Origin of the sequence: Flavobacterium lacustre (assembly GCF_027474525.2) — a bacterium.
In the GTDB taxonomy this organism is placed as follows: domain Bacteria; phylum Bacteroidota; class Bacteroidia; order Flavobacteriales; family Flavobacteriaceae; genus Flavobacterium; species Flavobacterium lacustre.
Genome location: NZ_CP114882.2, coordinates 2,372,259 through 2,388,715 on the forward strand (window position 1 = coordinate 2,372,259; position 16,457 = coordinate 2,388,715).

The following is a 16,457-nucleotide window of genomic DNA, read 5'->3' on the forward strand; positions in this document are numbered from 1 at the left end:
AGTCTTAGGAATGAATATAAAATCAAGTGGTTAACTTTTAGACTTTATGACATTCGACTTTACGACTTATTTATACGTTTCCAATTCTGATTACATCAGCAAATATTCCTGAGGCTGTAACTGCTGCTCCGGCACCTGCACCTTTTATCAATAACGGTTGGTCTACATAACGGTCTGTGAAGAATAAAACAATGTTGTCTTTTCCTTCCAGATTGTAGAACGGATGCTCTTTTGGAATGAATCTTAAACCAACGCTTGCTTTTCCGTTTTCGAATTGTGCTACATATTTCAAACGGGAATCTTTGCTTAAGGCTTCTTTGTAAATGGCATCAAAATGCGCGGCATGTTCGATTAACGATTCAAAGAACGCTTCGTTTGAAGTGGTTTGTAAGCAGGCAGCAGGCATAAACGATTCATTGGCAATGGCATCGATTTCCATTTTATATCCACTTTCACGGATTAGAATCAGAATTTTTCTGGCTACGTCAATTCCGCTTAAGTCAATTTTAGGATCCGGTTCCGTAAATCCTTGCACACCCGCTTCTTTTACCACATCATGGAAAGAGTTATTTTCGTCGAAATTGTTGAAAATAAAGTTTAAACTTCCAGATAAAACGGCTTGTATTTTATGGACTTTATCGCCAGAAGCGATTAGGTTTTTTACGGTATCAATGATAGGTAATCCTGCACCAACATTAGTTTCAAACAAGAAAGGCGCGTTGTACTGACGGGATAAGTTTTTCAGGTTTTTGTAGTTGTCATATTCCGAAGCACATGCAATTTTGTTACAAGTTACTACGGCAATGTTTTGTTTTAAATACTGCTCGTAAGTTTTAGAAACGCTTTCGTTAGCAGTGATGTCTACAAAAATACTGTTGCGTAAATTGAGTGATTTTACTCTTGAAATGAATTCCTCTTTATCTGCAGGTTCTCCAGTTTCTAAAGCAAACTGCCATTCTTTCAACGGAATTCCGTCTTCGTCAAAATACATTTTTCTTGAATTTGACAATGCAATAACGCGCAGGTTTATTTTTAGATTCTCTTTTAAGAATTTCTTTTGTTGGTGAATTTGCTCGATGAATTTTTCGCCTACATTTCCAACCCCCATTACAAACAGGTTCAACTGTTTTGTGTTTTCTTCAAAAAAGTTCTCGTGTAATGTATTCAGTGCTTTTTTTACATCTCTTTCGTTGATAACTGCAGAGATGTTTCTTTCGGAAGCTCCTTGTGCAATGGCGCGAATGTTGACGTTGTTTTTACCCAAAGTGCTAAACATTCGACCGCTAAGCCCTTGATGATTCTTCATGTTTTCGCCTACCAAAGCAATAATGCACAGGTTTTTCTCTACAATACAAGGATCGATTTTGTTTTGCAGGATTTCATTTCCAAAGGCTTTATTGATGGCGTTTTCTGCTGTTTCAGCATCGGAATTTTGAATACCGATACAAATAGAATGCTCAGAAGAAGCCTGAGTAATAAAGATTACGTTGATGTTTTCCTGAGATAATACCTCGAAAAGTCTTTTGGAAGAACCTGAAACACCAATCATTCCCGGACCTTCAAGAGTTAGTAATGAGATGTTATCGATATGACTGATTCCTTTGACCGGATTGGTTTGAGAAGAAATAGTATTGGATATTAAAGTTCCTTCTGCTCCCGGTTCAAACGTGTTTTTGATCAGGATAGGAATATTTTTTCTCAATACCGGTTGAATGGTTGGCGGATACAATACTTTGGCTCCAAAATGAGATAATTCCATTGCTTCCTGATAGGAAATAGTGGCTATAGGTTGTGCTTGTTTTACAATTTTTGGATTGGCAGTAAACATTCCGTTTACGTCTGTCCAGATTTCTAAATCGGTTGCCTCTACCGCAGCAGCAATAATAGCCGCAGTGTAATCTGAACCGCCACGACCTAAAGTAGTGTTGATTCCGTCAAGTGAGGAAGCGATAAACCCAGGCATGATTACAACTTGGCTTTCATTTGTGGCAACGAAATTTGAAATCAATTGATTTGATACTTCAAAATTTACGGCTGCTTTTCCGAAATTATTGTTGGTTTTTATCAATTCGCGACTGTCTTTGTAGGCGCTGTTTTTGAGGTGTTGTTTTAATGCTTCGGCAATGATGTAAGACGACAATAATTCTCCGAAACTTAAAATAGTATCTGATGTTCTAGGGGATAATTCTCCTAAAAGGAAACAACCGTCTAAAAGGGTTTCCAGGTGATTGACGATTCTTTTGATGTGGCTTAAAAGGCTGCTTTGTTCGCTTACGGGAATAAGTTCTTTTAAGGCGTCTAAATGTTTTTTCTCGATTAAGGCTACGATTTCTTTGAAGCTTTCGTCGTTTGCGGCAGCTTTTGCGGCAGCGAGTTGCAGTAAATCAGTCACTTTACTTAAAGCAGAAACTACTACGATTACTTTTTCTTCTTTTGCTTTATGTAGAACAATATCTAAAACCAGTTTTATATTTTGTGCATTGGCTACCGAAGTTCCGCCAAATTTTAATACTTTCATTTTGTTTGTTTTATTTTAAAAATGCAAATGTTATTTATATATCCAAGACCTTTCTTCCGTTAGGAAAAGTATAAAATAGGATTATATGTAAAATGTATACCCCTAAGGGGTAGTTGTAGTTGTTGTAGTAAATGTAACAGCAGAAGCAACTCTTTTTGGAGTTGTTATCGAAGATTGATATGATGTGCTGTTGTTTTTCATTTGATTCCCCAAAAGTACAGTTTTTTATAAAAAACAAAAACCATAATTCGGTTTTTGCGAATATTTTAAAAATATAGCGCTAATTAATTGAATATTGGTTATTTGGTAACAGATGTGTAGGATGGTTGTTAGATTCTTATTTTTAGACGAAATTAAACGGAATGAAAAAGGGATTTGCTAACTGTTTTATTTAATGAAATTTCCTGTTTTGACGGGTTTGGATTTGGTTGCAGTGCAATTAGCGCTGTTTGCAGGAAAGAAATCGTTTGGATTATTAGTACTTTACCATCACTTAAAGTGTGTGGTGTAAACGGTTTAGGATGGAATTGTTAATCTTTGAGTCTGTTTAATCGTTGATTTTAAATTATTATCAACAAATGTTGCTTTTTAATATTGATTTATTGAATTTTGGGTATTCAAATACGATACAAATGGATAATACACATTACATAAGCACACAAGTACTTTCGTTGGAAAACGTACAGGAAATTATTGCGCATGATAAAACATTGGCATTATCAGAAGAAGCTAAGGTAAATATCCAGAAATGCAGGGATTATTTGGATAAAAAAATGGCGGCCCAATCTACTCCTATATATGGTATCAATACTGGTTTTGGTTCGCTTTGTAATGTGAAAATTTCAAATGAAAACTTATCAAAATTACAAGAGAATTTAGTGAAATCGCACTCTTGCGGTACAGGTGATGAAGTGCCAAGCGAGATTGTTAAGCTGATGTTGTTGCTCAAAATCCAATCGCTGAGTTACGGGCATTCGGGTATTCAATTGCAAACGGTTGACCGATTGATCGCTTTTTATAACAACGGTATTCTTCCTGTTATTTATACGCAAGGTTCTCTTGGTGCTTCGGGTGATTTGGCTCCATTAGCGCATTTGTCTTTGCCTTTATTAGGCGAAGGCGAAGTTTATTTTGAAGGTAAAAAAGTGCATTCGAGTGTGGTTTTAAAACAGTTTAACTGGGAACCTATTGTTTTGCAATCTAAAGAAGGATTGGCGTTGTTGAACGGAACGCAGTTTATGAGTGCTTATGGTGCGCATATTTTGATTAAAACCAATAAGTTTTCCTATTTGGCAGATTTAATTGCAACGATTTCTCTAGAAGGATTTGACGGACGTATTGAGCCTTTTCATGAATTGATTCATTTTATCAGGCCTCACAAAGGACAAATTGTAACGGCTAATCGTGTGAAAGGTTTTCTGGAAGGAAGTGAAATCATCGAACAATCAAAAACACATGTTCAGGATCCGTACTCTTTTCGATGTATTCCGCAAGTGCATGGCGCTTCAAAAGATGCGATTGATTATGTGAAAAAAGTATTTAAAACCGAAATCAATTCGGTAACAGATAATCCTAATATATTTATAGAAAGCGACCAGATTATTTCCGGAGGGAATTTTCATGGACAACCTTTGGCTTTAGCCTTAGATTTTATGGCAATTGCATTGGCAGAACTGGGAAGTATATCCGAGCGCAGAACGTATCAGTTGATTTCGGGCTTGCGCAATCTTCCTGCTTTTTTAGTAGACAATCCGGGACTGAATTCCGGTTTGATGATTCCGCAATATACAGCCGCCAGTATTGCGAGTCAAAATAAACAATTGGCTACGCCATCAAGTGTAGACAGTATTGTATCGAGCAACGGTCAGGAAGATCACGTAAGTATGGGTGCTAATGGCGCCACCAAAGCGTTGCGAATTATGGATAATTTAGAACGGATTTTGGCTATTGAATTGATGAATGCTTCACAGGCAATTGCTTACAGGCGTCCGTTACAATCCAGTGATTTTATAGAGCTGTTTTTGAGCGCTTACCGAGAAGAGGTCCCTTTGGTAGCAGAAGATCGCATCTTGCATTATGACATAGAAAAAACAGTATCTTTTTTGAATAGTTTTCAAATTGAAGACGATTTGTTAACAATGGCTTAACATTGGCTTAAAATAATGAACTAATTTTGTAACTCTAAATTTAATAAAATGTCGATAAATAGTATTTTCCAATTTTTAGTTCCAAAAGACAAAAAATTCTTTCCTCTTTTTGAAGAAGCGTCTAGTAATTTAATTGAATTAGCTTCTAATTTGCATGAAGCTGTAAACCTTCCTTTGAAAGAAAGAGAAGTTCTTTTTCAGAAGATAGATGCATTAGAGCAAAAAGGAGAAGACATTACGCGTCAAACCAATCTGGAATTGAGCAGAAATTTCATTACACCATTTGACAGAGAAGATATTCACTCTTTGATTACTTCGATAGATAATGTTGCGGATAATCTTCATGGTGCGGCCAGCAGAATGCGTTTGTATCAAGTAGATAAGATTACAAAATCAATACGAAAATTGACAGAAATCAATCTTGAAGCATGTCAAAATATTGATGTTGCCGTAAAAGAATTGAAAAACCTTAAAAAGATTAAGAATATTACAGATGCTTGTGCAAGAATCAGTAAGCTGGAAAATAAATCGGATACGGTTTACAATAAAGCGGTATTTGAAATTTTTGAAAATGAAACGGATGCCAAAAACATTATTAAATATAAAGAAGTGTTGTCCGTTTTAGAAACAGCAACTGATAAATGTAAAAGTGTTGCCAGTGTTTTAGAATCAATTTCGGTAAAACATTCTTAATTCAATCAGTTTATACTGAACTATATTTATGGATTTCACACTACTTATTATAATCATAGTTTTAGCATTAATTTTTGATTACATCAATGGTTTTCATGATGCAGCTAATTCTATAGCGACGATTGTGGCCACTAAAGTATTGACACCTTTTCAAGCGGTACTTTGGGCAGCATTTTTTAACTTTTTGGCCTATTGGGTTTTTGGTTTTGGAGTGGCTGATACCGTTGCAAAAACAGCTCATACCAGCAGTATTAATTTAACCGTAATATTAGCGGGTATTATTGCAGCAATTATTTGGAACTTATTCACTTGGTGGAAAGGGATTCCTTCTTCTTCCTCGCATACATTAATTGGCGGATTTGCAGGTGCAGCTATTGCACACGGATTTTCTGGAGTAGTTCAGGATCCGGAACATTATGGACTTAAAATAGTTAGTTGGTTAAAAGCCGCAAAAGAAGGAGAATTGTTGCCTTCAGGTGTTTTAATTGTAATTTTATTTATTGTTTTTGCACCATTGTTGGGAATGATTATATCGTATTTCATTTCGTTATGGATGATGTATTCATCAAAGAAAAACATATATCCGAAATTACTGACTGTAGCATTGATGCTTTTAGTTGTTTGGTTTTTATCATCGGTGTTAATTCCTTACGCAGAGATAAAAAAGCCTCGATTTGAAAGTCATTTTTGGAGTGTTATTACTGAACCCCACAATATAAAATGGTTTTTGGTTGCTTTCATCTTTTTTAGTTTAGCGATATTTAATTTGTTTTTTAGTTCTTTTTCTACCTCACAATCAGAGGCTGTATTGAAAAAGATGCAATTATTATCTTCAGCAGCTTTCAGTTTGGGACATGGAGGAAATGATTCACAAAAAGTAATGGGTATCATTGCAGCAGCAGTAGCTGTTTATATCAGAATGAATCCGCATGTTGACTTATCAGGAGGATGGTTAGATTTAAATGTAATTTTACCAGATGAAGATAAAGGTATTGCGGCTAATATGCCAAGTTGGATTCCGTTAACTTGTTATTCTGTTATTGCTTTAGGAACATTGAGCGGTGGTTGGAAAATTGTAAAAACAATGGGTTCAAAAATAACAAAAGTGAATGCTTTTGAAGGCGTTGTAGCAGAATCTGCCGGAGCATTGACTTTATTTATGACCGAACATTTTAAAATTCCGGTTTCAACTACACATACTATAACAGGATCTATTATTGGTGTTGGTGTAACCAAAAGAGTTTCAGCAGTACGCTGGGGTGTTACTGTAAGATTGATTTGGGCTTGGATTTTAACCATTCCAGTTTCGGCAGTTTTGGCAGCCATGGTTTACTCGTTACTTAATATGATTTTATAAAATATAATTAGACTTCATAAAAAAACCACTCAAATTGAGTGGTTTTTTTATGAAGTCTAATTTTGAATCAAATTTTTATGAATGCGTCTTCGTTTATAATGCGTTTGCCTAAGATTATTTTCACCTGAAATGATACTAATATTACCGTCAATTTCTAACATAGCTAGTTTTACATCTTTGAAATATTCGACACCATGTTCTCTCATGGCTTCTTTTAATTCGTCGGAAGTAATATTTAATTTACTTAATATTTCAAAATCCAGATTGCCGTTATGAATTAGAATTTCGGGTTTTTCCTGCATGAAATCACTAAACTTTCGGTATTTGTACATTAATTTCTTTAGTATAAAATTAATGGCAAAAAGTACGGTTGCAGCTGCTAAACCGCCCCAAAGACTGGTGTTATTGCCAACCATGGCATTTTGAACTGAATTACTGATCAGTAATATTAAAATGACATCTGCAGTATTGAGTTGGGATAGTTCTTTTTTACCAAAAATGCGTAAAGCGATTACCATAAAAAGATAAACGGCCGCACTGCGAATGATGATTTCAAGATAGGTGTTTATCATTTTGTTTGGTATTTAGAAGATGGCTTTACACTTTTTTGTTATTTCTAATTTAAGATTCTAAAACTGAAATACAGATTATAGCTTAAAGTTTTTTTCAATGGCTTTTATCATTTCGCCTGCAATATCTTTATTCGTAGCGCCTTCAATTCCTTCGAGTCCCGGTGAAGAGTTTACCTCGAGTAGTAAAGGCCCTTTTGAAGAACGAATAATGTCAACTCCGGCTACTTTTAAATCCATGGCTTTTGCGGCTTTAATCGCAATCTTTTTTTCTTCTGGTGTAACTTTTATGATAGAAGCCGTTCCTCCTAAATGGATGTTTGCTCTAAATTCTCCGGGCATTGCTTCACGCTGAATTGCCGCAACTACTTTCCCGTCTATTACAAAACAGCGAATATCTTTTCCATTGGCTTCTTTGATGAATTCTTGGACTAAGATATTAGCATTTAAACTTTTGAAAGCATTGATTACACTTTCTGCTGCTTTTTTAGTTTCGGCTAATACAACTCCTTTTCCTTGGGTTCCTTCCAGTAATTTTACAATCAAAGGAGGTCCGCCGACCATTTTTATTAAATCATTGGTGTCCAAAGGGGAATTAGCAAAACCAGTGGTAGGAATTTCTACACCATGATTCAGTAATAATTGCAATGAAAATAATTTGTCCCGAGATTGTGTAATTGCTGTTGATGAATTCAAACAAAACACTTTCAGGGCTTCAAATTGTCGGGTCAGGGCACAGCCATAAAAGGTGATGCTAGGACGGATTCTTGGTATGACAGCATCAAATTCATTTAATATTCGGCCACCGCGATAATGAATTTCGGGATTTTTTGCATCCAGTTTCATGTAGCATTCTTTTATATTCAAAAAATGCATTTCATGTCCTCTCATTTCGCCAGCTTCCATGATTCGTTTGTTGCTGTACAATTCCGGATTACTGGCCAATAAGCCAATGCGTAAACCAGAACTTGCTTTTTCGGAGTTTTTATAAAGTTCTTTTAGACTTTCTGGAGTTGGTTGTCCTAAAAGGTATTTTTGTTCCGGATCAACCAGAACTCTTCCGCTCATGGCTTCTCTTCCTAAAAGCATTCGAAAACCCATAGAATCTCGATTGGTCAATGTCATTTCTATTGGCCATTTAGAGTCGCCAATTTTTAAATGTGTCTGAATTACATAGCGTTGTTCTCTGAATCCACTAGAACTTTTTACGATGCGTTTGTCTATTAATGGGGCTTCACAATGAATAACTGTTTTGAGATTATTCTGAATTGGGTTAATGTCAAATTTTACCCAATTGGATTCGTTTTTTATGAAAGGGGCGATATTTATAGCGTGTAACGCTGATGTTTTGGCGCCTGAATCTACTCGTGCTTTTATGGTTGGAATTCCTAATTCAGGGAAAGAACACCATTCTTCGCTACCTAAAATAACTTTATTATCGGACATAGATTAATTGTATTGGATCTGTTTTTATGAGGGTCAAATGTAAATATTTGTTTTTAAAATAATATGGGATTTACTATAAAGAATATACCCGCTATGTTATGAAAACGTAACGGGTATATTTTATAATAGTTAAACTAAAGAATTTATTGGTTTGTTGGTTCTTCCGCTTTATGAACTTCAACGGTTAATTCTTGTGAACCCTCTTCAATATCCATGAAAATTTCGTCTCCGGATCCAATTTTTGAAGTGATAATTTCTTCGGCGAGTGAATCTTCCACATATTTCTGAATGGCTCTTTTTAATGGTCTTGCGCCAAATTGTTTGTCAAAACCTTTCTCGGCAATAAATGCTTTTGCTTTGTCTGAAAGGCTTAATTTATAACCCAATTCAGAAACACGGGCATACAATTTTTTTAATTCGATTTCGATAATCAAATCGATGTGTTTTTTTTCTAAAGCATTAAAAACAATTACATCATCAATTCTGTTAAGGAATTCCGGAGCAAAAGTTTTCTTTAAAGCGTTTTCAATAATACTTTTCGAATTATCATCGGCTTGAGCTACTTTGGCAGCAGTTCCAAATCCAACTCCTTGTCCAAAATCTTTTAATTGTCTGGCTCCAACATTAGAAGTCATGATAATTATAGTGTTTTTGAAATCAATTTTTCGTCCTAAACTATCGGTTAGATAACCATCATCAAGAACTTGTAGCAACATATTGAAAACATCAGGATGGGCTTTTTCAATTTCATCCAATAGTACAACACAATATGGTTTTCTTCGAACTTTCTCCGTTAATTGACCACCTTCTTCATAACCCACGTATCCCGGAGGCGCTCCTACTAAACGGGAGATTGCAAATTTTTCCATGTATTCGCTCATGTCAATGCGGATTAACGCATCCTCAGAGTCGAATAATTCTTTTGCTAATACTTTTGCCAATTGGGTTTTACCAACTCCTGTTTGACCTAAGAAAATAAATGAACCAATTGGTCGGTTTGGATCTTTTAATCCAGCACGATTTCGTTGTATAGAACGGGCGATTTTCATTACCGCTTCTTTTTGTCCAATAACTTTACCTTCAATAAGTTCAGGAAGTTTAGCTAGTTTATTGCTTTCCGTTTGAGCGATACGATTCACGGGAATTCCTGTCATCATAGAAACCACATCGGCTACATTATCTTCGGTAACTTCAATTCGGTTGTTTTTAGCGTCTTCTTCCCATTGTTCTTGGGCAACAGCTAACTCTTTTTCAATGCGTTTTTCATCATCACGAAGTCTTGCCGCTTCTTCATATTTCTGTTTTTTAACGACTGCATTTTTCAATTCTCGAACATCTTCTAATTGACGTTCTAAATCTAAAATTTGTTTCGGTACTTCAATATTAGTTATATGAACACGAGAACCGGCTTCGTCTAAAGCATCAATAGCTTTGTCCGGCAAGAAACGTTCAGACATATATCTGTCAGTTAATTTTACACAAGCTTCAATTGCTTCCGCTGAATAAGTCACGTTGTGGTGATCTTCGTATTTGTTTTTAATGTTATTCAAAATGGTAATTGTTTCCGCAACAGAAGTTGGTTCTACAATTATCTTTTGAAAACGTCTTTCAAGAGCGCCATCTTTTTCTATATATTGTCTGTATTCATCCAGCGTGGTTGCGCCAATACATTGTATTTCGCCTCTTGCTAATGCAGGCTTAAACATATTTGAAGCGTCTAATGAACCCGTAGCGCCGCCAGCACCAACGATAGTGTGAATTTCATCAATAAAAAGAATAATATCATCATTCTTTTCTAATTCGTTCATCACGGCTTTCATGCGCTCTTCAAATTGTCCACGGTATTTTGTGCCGGCAACAAGACTCGCTAAATCTAAGGTCACGACTCTTTTATTGAATAAAATTCTGGACACTTTCTTTTGAATAATACGCAGCGCTAAACCCTCGGCGATTGCTGATTTCCCCACACCTGGTTCTCCTATCAAAAGTGGATTGTTCTTTTTTCGACGGCTCAAAATTTGTGAAACACGTTCGATTTCTTTTTCACGTCCAACCACAGGATCTAATTTTCCCTCTTCGGCCATTTCTGTTAAATCTCTCCCAAAATTATCAAGAACGGGTGTTTTTGATTTTTTGTTTGATTTGTTGGCGGGATTATTAAAATTTCCTTCTTTAAGACTGTCATCTTGTCCTGAATCGTCATTGTATGATTCATTTCTTGGCAAGTTTTCTAAAAATTCTTCTTCGCTTGGAGTCATATTTAAATATTGTTCTTTAACTACATCATAATCAATTTTTAATTTATTGAGTAGTTTGGTTGTTGGATCGTTTTCATTTCTTAAAATACACAACAATAAATGTGCGGTGCTAATCGAGGAACTTTGAAATACTTTTGCTTCGAGAAAAGTTGTTTTTAGTGCTCGTTCTGCCTGACGGGTCAGGTGTAAGTTCTTTTTTTCAACGCTTATTTCAACGCTGGGGCTTGCGGGGCTTAGAATTTCTACTTTTCTGCGCAGATGATCTAAATCCACCGATAAGTTATTCAATATTTGAATTGCTTTCCCGTTACCGTCTCTTAATATGCCTAACATCAAGTGTTCGGTCCCAATGAAGTCATGTCCCAATCGCAAAGCTTCTTCTTTGCTGTAGGTAATAACATCTTTTACTCTTGGTGAAAAATTATCATCCATAATATATATTTGATACTGTAAATTTAGTCAATTAGTGATTGAAAAACAAAAATCGTTCCCTTAAGAACTTATGTCAGCTAATTGACAAAAAAATCGTTTAAATCAAAGTTAAATATTCTTTAATTTATTAACTAAAAAGCGGAGTTGATTTGTTAATAAATCAAGTAAATTTATATCAATATATGTCCTAAAAATGCTCAGGAAAGGTTATATTAGCGAGATTTTTTAAAACAAAATAATTTTAATTTAAGTATATATTATGTCTGACGGAGAAAAGTTAATTCCTATTAACATAGAGGACGAAATGAAATCAGCTTACATCGATTATTCGATGTCTGTAATTGTATCAAGAGCACTTCCTGATGTGAGAGATGGATTGAAACCAGTACATCGAAGAGTATTGTACGGGATGTATGATTTAGGAGTTTTTTCTAATAAAGCCCACAAAAAATCCGCCAGAATTGTTGGGGAAGTTTTAGGTAAATATCACCCTCATGGTGATACTTCTGTCTATGACGCGATGGTTCGTATGGCTCAGGAGTGGAGTATGCGTTATTTATTAGTGGATGGTCAGGGTAACTTTGGTTCTGTTGATGGAGATAGTCCGGCAGCGATGCGTTATACCGAAGCCAGAATGCGTAAGATTTCGGAAGAAATAATGGCAGATATCGAAAAAGAAACTGTTGATTTTCAATTGAATTTTGATGATACTTTATACGAGCCAAAAGTGATGCCTACCAGAGTTCCTACTTTATTAATAAATGGAGCAACCGGTATTGCAGTAGGTATGGCGACTAATATGCCTCCTCATAATCTTACAGAGGTTATCAATGGTACATTAGCTTATATTGATAATAATGACATTGAAATTGATGAATTAATTACTTATATCAAAGCACCTGATTTTCCTACCGGTGGAATCATATATGGTTATGAAGGCGTTCGTGAAGCTTTTAAAACCGGAAGAGGAAGAGTCGTAATTCGTGCTAAAGTTGGTTTTGAAGAAGTAGACGGCAGAGATTGTATTATTGTTACCGAAATTCCATATCAAGTTAATAAAGCGGATATGATTAAGCGTACAGCTGATTTGGTTAATGATAAAAAAATTGAAGGTATAGCCAACATTCGTGATGAATCAGATAGAAACGGTATGCGTATCGTTTATATCCTGAAACGTGATGCAACTCCAAATGTGGTTTTAAACACCCTTTATAAATTTACACAATTACAATCTTCTTTTAGTGTAAACAATATTGCATTAGTAAAAGGTCGTCCACAAATGTTGAATCTGAAAGATATGATTCACTATTTTGTAGAGCACCGTCATGATGTGGTGATTCGAAGAACCCGATTCGAATTAAGAAAAGCCGAAGAAAGAGCGCATATTCTGGAAGGATTAATTATTGCTTCGGATAATATTGATGAGGTGATTGCTTTGATCAAAGCTTCTAAAAATACTGAGGAAGCCAGAGAAAAATTAATCGAAAGATTTAAATTATCAGATATTCAGTCACGCGCAATTGTTGAAATGCGTTTGCGTCAATTGACAGGTCTTGAACAAGACAAATTGAGAGCTGAGTATGAAGAAATCATGAAATTAATTGAGCATTTAAGAGCTTTATTAGAAGATGTAAATTTAAGAACTGCTTTGATTAAAGAAGAACTTACTGAAATTCGTGAAAAATACGGAGATGCCCGTCGTTCATTAATTGAATATTCTGGTGGAGATGTAAGTATCGAAGATTTAATTGCAGACGAGAATGTAGTAATTACGATTTCGCATGCAGGATACATCAAGCGTACTAATTTATCAGAATACAAAACGCAAAATAGAGGCGGAGTTGGTCAAAAAAGTGCCGGAACAAGAGATCAAGATTTCTTAGAGCATATGTTTGTGGCCACTAATCACCAATATATGATGTTCTTTACTCAAAAAGGAAAATGTTTCTGGATGCGTGTTTATGAAATCCCAGAAGGTAGTAAAACCGCCAAAGGAAGAGCAATTCAGAACTTAGTTAATATAGAAAGTGATGATAAAGTTAAAGCTTTCATTTGTACTCAAGATCTAAAAGATAAGGATTACATCAATAGTCATAACCTTATCATGGTTACCAAAAAAGGTCAGGTTAAGAAAACATCTTTAGAGAAATATTCTAAACCCAGAGTAAATGGAGTTGCTGCAATTACCATTAAAGAAGGTGATGAATTATTAGAAGCAAAATTAACTAATGGTGAAAGTCAAATTATATTGGCTGTAAAATCCGGTAAATTAGTTCGTTTTGAAGAAACTAAAACTCGTCCGATGGGAAGAACTGCTTCCGGAGTTCGTGGAATCACGCTTAAAGATGATACGGATGAAGTAATTGGTATGGTTACTGTTAATGATATGAATAGTGAAATTCTTGTTGTTGCCGAAAACGGATATGGAAAACGTTCAAGTCTTGACGAATACAGAATCACAAATCGTGGTGGTAAAGGAGTGAAGACTTTGAATATTACTGAAAAAACCGGAAAACTAATTTCTATCAATGCCGTTACCGATGCAGATGATTTAATGATTATCAACAAATCTGGATTAACGATTAGAATGGCAGTTGAAGATTTGAGAGTTATGGGACGTGCTACTCAAGGTGTGAAATTAATCAATATAAAAGGAAACGATTCGATTGCGGCTGTTACAAAAGTAATGAAAGATGATGTTGCAGAAGTGGTTGTTGATGAAGATGGAAATGTTATAGAATCGGAAGCTATCGAAAGAGTAAAACCTGTTCTTGAAGTTCTTGAAGATGAGGGTGCAGCTGATGACGATGACGATGATGATACGGAGGTTGAAGACGAGGACGAAGATGCTGAAGACGAAGATGATTCGGATGACGAAGCATAATTAGAATACAATTAATCAATAATAAATTTAAATTAAATACCATGAAAAGTAAATATGTAATACTTGCGTCAGCCATGCTGATATCAGTAGCTACTTTTGCGCAAAAAGATCAAATTAAAGCAGCTGAAAAAGCATTAAAAGGAGGTAATTCTCAAGAGGCATTGACTATTTTACAAGGGGCAGAATCTCTATCAGCAACTGCACCGGATGCTGAAAAAGCACAATTTTTCTTTGTAAAAGGAAATGCTCTTTTGGACTTAGCCAATAAAAATGTTGAAACGGGAAAAAATCTTTCTTTAGCTGCAAAAGCTTACCAAGATTTAATAGCTACTGAGAAAGTGTCCGGTAAAATGAAATATTCGACTCAGGCAGCAACTTCAATTACAGAAATAAAATATAAATTAATTAATAGTGCGATAGCAGATTCTAAGGCAGACAAGAATTCTGACGGTGCAATGAAGTTATACGACGCTTATTTGTTGGATAAAAAAGACACTATCAATTTATATTATGCAGCTTCTACTTATATTAATGCAAAAGATTATGATATGGCTTACAAGCTTTATGATGAGCTTAAAACATTAAATTATTCAGGAAAAGGAACTAGTTATTTAGCTGTAAATAAATTAACAGGAGAAGAAGATTTTTATGCAACTGCTCAAGAAAGAGATAAGTTTGTAAAATTAGGAACTCATGAAAAGCCAAGAACAGAAGTAATTCCATCAAAAAAAGGAGAGATTTACAAAAACATGGCGTTGATTTTAGTTCAAAACGGAAAAACGGAGCAAGCTAAAAAAGCAATTTCAGATGCCAGAATAGCAGATCCTGCAGATACTTCATTGATTTTGACAGAAGCTAATTTGTATTTGGAAACGAAAGATTTTGATACTTACAAAAAATTAATTGCTGAGGTTTTAGAAAAAAATCCTAATGATGCCGATTTGATATTCAATTTAGGAGTTCTTAGCGCTAATGCTAAAAATCCGGTTGAAGCTGAAAAATACTATGCTAAAGTAATCGAAATCAATCCGAAATACATCAATGCTTATATTAACTCTGCGGCTTTAAAGCTTGAGAACGAAAAGGTGATAATTGACGAAATGAATAAATTAGGCACTTCTACTAAAGACATGAAGCGTTACGATGAATTGAAAATTAAACGTCAAAATTTATTTAAAAGTGCAATTCCTGCGTTACAAAAAGCAGTTGAATTAGATCCTAAAAATCTAGATGTTGCAAAAACTCTTTTGAATGTTTACAGTGCATTAGAAATGACAGCAGAATACAAAGCTTTGAAAGCTAAAATGTAATAGCTTGTTTTTTAGAATTAAAAAAACCTGTCTGGATTCAGACAGGTTTTTTTTATATAATTTTTTTGATTACTCGCAGTTTGTGAGTATGCTTGTTAATTTCGGCATTGTAAATTCCAAGATGGTCTAATCGATCTATTCTGACCTTTCCGCTGGCATGAATGATGTAATTATTTTCCATAATAATTCCAACATGAATTATATTTCCTTCGTCATTATCAAAAAAAGCTAAATCTCCAGGTTCACTTTCTTCAATAAAGCTTAAGGGTTCTCCTTGTGTAGCTTGTTGGGAAGCATCCCGGAGTAATTTGTACCCATTGAGCTTGTAAACCATTTGTGTAAAACCGGAACAGTCAATCCCAAAAGGTGTTTTTCCTCCCCATAGATAAGGAGCGTTTAAATACATAAAAGCCGTATTTATGAGCTCTTTTTTTGGTTTTATACCGCTAATTTTAGTTCCTTCAAAATCAAAATTCACAGTGTTTATTTCACTATGATTCAAAAAAGATAAAGAAGAAGCAAGTGGTATTGGAATTAATAGGTTATTTGGAGCAGTAATGTATTCAATCAAATCTGCATTCAAAATGATAGCATCTTCGGATAATTGATTGAAATTAGATTCTGAAATTGGTTGAAATTGTTTTGAATCTACCCATCCTTCATAGTCGTCATATTGCATTTTAATTCGGGCCCATTGTTTGAATTGTTCTAAAATTTCAAAATGTTCCCCAAATAAAACTTGAGAAACAATTTCACTTTTGTCACTGGGTTCAAATCGTAAAGGGATAATAGCTAGATTGCAAATTCCGAACATTTAGGCTGATTTATTGAGTTAAGAGTTAA

Annotated in this window: 10 protein-coding genes; 5 read left to right on the forward strand and 5 right to left on the reverse strand. The window is 35.0% G+C overall.

The features are described 5' to 3' along the window. Positions 1 to 70: 70 nt before the first annotated feature. Positions 71 to 2,518 (reverse strand): bifunctional aspartate kinase/homoserine dehydrogenase I, encoded by a 2,448-nt coding sequence (thrA, locus tag O6P34_RS10310; RefSeq protein WP_269684425.1) that lies wholly within the window; start codon positions 2,516 to 2,518, stop codon positions 71 to 73. A 632-nt stretch (positions 2,519 to 3,150) separates the two neighbouring features. On the opposite strand from thrA, the gene hutH reads away from it, so the two are divergent. The 3 genes from hutH to O6P34_RS10325 are packed head-to-tail and all read left to right on the forward strand — an operon-like array spanning position 3,151 to position 6,715. Beyond that, positions 3,151 to 4,665, forward strand: coding sequence for a histidine ammonia-lyase (gene hutH, locus O6P34_RS10315; RefSeq protein ID WP_269684426.1), 1,515 nt, complete (start codon positions 3,151 to 3,153; stop codon positions 4,663 to 4,665). Positions 4,666 to 4,713: 48 nt separating this feature from the next. After that, positions 4,714 to 5,358 carry a DUF47 domain-containing protein gene (locus O6P34_RS10320; protein WP_269684427.1) on the forward strand — a complete coding sequence of 215 codons (645 nt, stop codon included), beginning with the start codon at positions 4,714 to 4,716 and terminating at the stop codon, positions 5,356 to 5,358. A gap of 28 nt (positions 5,359 to 5,386) precedes the next feature. Then, the gene (locus O6P34_RS10325; RefSeq protein ID WP_269684428.1) at positions 5,387 to 6,715 is read left to right on the forward strand and encodes an inorganic phosphate transporter; all 1,329 of its coding nucleotides are present in this window, start codon (positions 5,387 to 5,389) and stop codon (positions 6,713 to 6,715) included. Between the two features lie 56 nt (positions 6,716 to 6,771). Here the strand turns inward: O6P34_RS10325 and O6P34_RS10330 are convergent, their stop codons facing one another. From O6P34_RS10330 to O6P34_RS10340, 3 genes are all read right to left on the reverse strand, one after another. Beyond that, positions 6,772 to 7,287, reverse strand: coding sequence for a DUF421 domain-containing protein (locus tag O6P34_RS10330; RefSeq protein ID WP_269684429.1), 516 nt, complete (start codon positions 7,285 to 7,287; stop codon positions 6,772 to 6,774). 75 nt (positions 7,288 to 7,362) lie between these two features. Next, positions 7,363 to 8,730, reverse strand: a complete 1,368-nt coding sequence (gene rimK / locus O6P34_RS10335; RefSeq protein ID WP_269684430.1) for a 30S ribosomal protein S6--L-glutamate ligase — start codon at positions 8,728 to 8,730, stop codon at positions 7,363 to 7,365. A gap of 143 nt (positions 8,731 to 8,873) precedes the next feature. Further along, entirely contained in the window at positions 8,874 to 11,420 is a 2,547-nt protein-coding gene (locus O6P34_RS10340; protein WP_269684431.1) for an ATP-dependent Clp protease ATP-binding subunit, read from the reverse strand. 259 nt (positions 11,421 to 11,679) lie between these two features. Here O6P34_RS10340 and gyrA point away from each other — a divergent pair, with 259 nt between their 5' ends. Together gyrA and O6P34_RS10350 are read left to right on the forward strand one after the other, a co-directional pair. Continuing rightward, on the forward strand, positions 11,680 to 14,304 hold the full coding sequence (gene gyrA, locus O6P34_RS10345) for a DNA gyrase subunit A (RefSeq protein ID WP_269684432.1): 2,625 nt from the start codon (positions 11,680 to 11,682) through the stop codon (positions 14,302 to 14,304). A 41-nt stretch (positions 14,305 to 14,345) separates the two neighbouring features. Further along, positions 14,346 to 15,614 (forward strand): tetratricopeptide repeat protein, encoded by a 1,269-nt coding sequence (locus tag O6P34_RS10350; RefSeq protein WP_269684433.1) that lies wholly within the window; start codon positions 14,346 to 14,348, stop codon positions 15,612 to 15,614. A gap of 52 nt (positions 15,615 to 15,666) precedes the next feature. Here the strand turns inward: O6P34_RS10350 and O6P34_RS10355 are convergent, their stop codons facing one another. Further along, on the reverse strand, positions 15,667 to 16,428 hold the full coding sequence (locus tag O6P34_RS10355) for a C40 family peptidase (protein ID WP_269684434.1): 762 nt from the start codon (positions 16,426 to 16,428) through the stop codon (positions 15,667 to 15,669). Between the last annotated feature and the right edge of the window lie 29 nt (positions 16,429 to 16,457).

What these genes read in the sequence shown, in the direction of transcription:
- thrA (WP_269684425.1), bottom strand. Translation starts at nt 2,518, where the DNA reads ATGAAAGTATTAAAATTTGGCGGAACTTCGGTAGCCAATGCACAAAAT.
- O6P34_RS10320 (WP_269684427.1), top strand. Translation starts at nt 4,714, where the DNA reads ATGTCGATAAATAGTATTTTCCAATTTTTAGTTCCAAAAGACAAAAAA.
- O6P34_RS10330 (WP_269684429.1), bottom strand. Translation starts at nt 7,287, where the DNA reads ATGATAAACACCTATCTTGAAATCATCATTCGCAGTGCGGCCGTTTAT.
- O6P34_RS10350 (WP_269684433.1), top strand. Translation starts at nt 14,346, where the DNA reads ATGAAAAGTAAATATGTAATACTTGCGTCAGCCATGCTGATATCAGTA.
- O6P34_RS10325 (WP_269684428.1), top strand. Translation starts at nt 5,387, where the DNA reads ATGGATTTCACACTACTTATTATAATCATAGTTTTAGCATTAATTTTT.
- rimK (WP_269684430.1), bottom strand. Translation starts at nt 8,730, where the DNA reads ATGTCCGATAATAAAGTTATTTTAGGTAGCGAAGAATGGTGTTCTTTC.
- O6P34_RS10355 (WP_269684434.1), bottom strand. Translation starts at nt 16,428, where the DNA reads ATGTTCGGAATTTGCAATCTAGCTATTATCCCTTTACGATTTGAACCC.
- O6P34_RS10340 (WP_269684431.1), bottom strand. Translation starts at nt 11,420, where the DNA reads ATGGATGATAATTTTTCACCAAGAGTAAAAGATGTTATTACCTACAGC.
- gyrA (WP_269684432.1), top strand. Translation starts at nt 11,680, where the DNA reads ATGTCTGACGGAGAAAAGTTAATTCCTATTAACATAGAGGACGAAATG.
- hutH (WP_269684426.1), top strand. Translation starts at nt 3,151, where the DNA reads ATGGATAATACACATTACATAAGCACACAAGTACTTTCGTTGGAAAAC.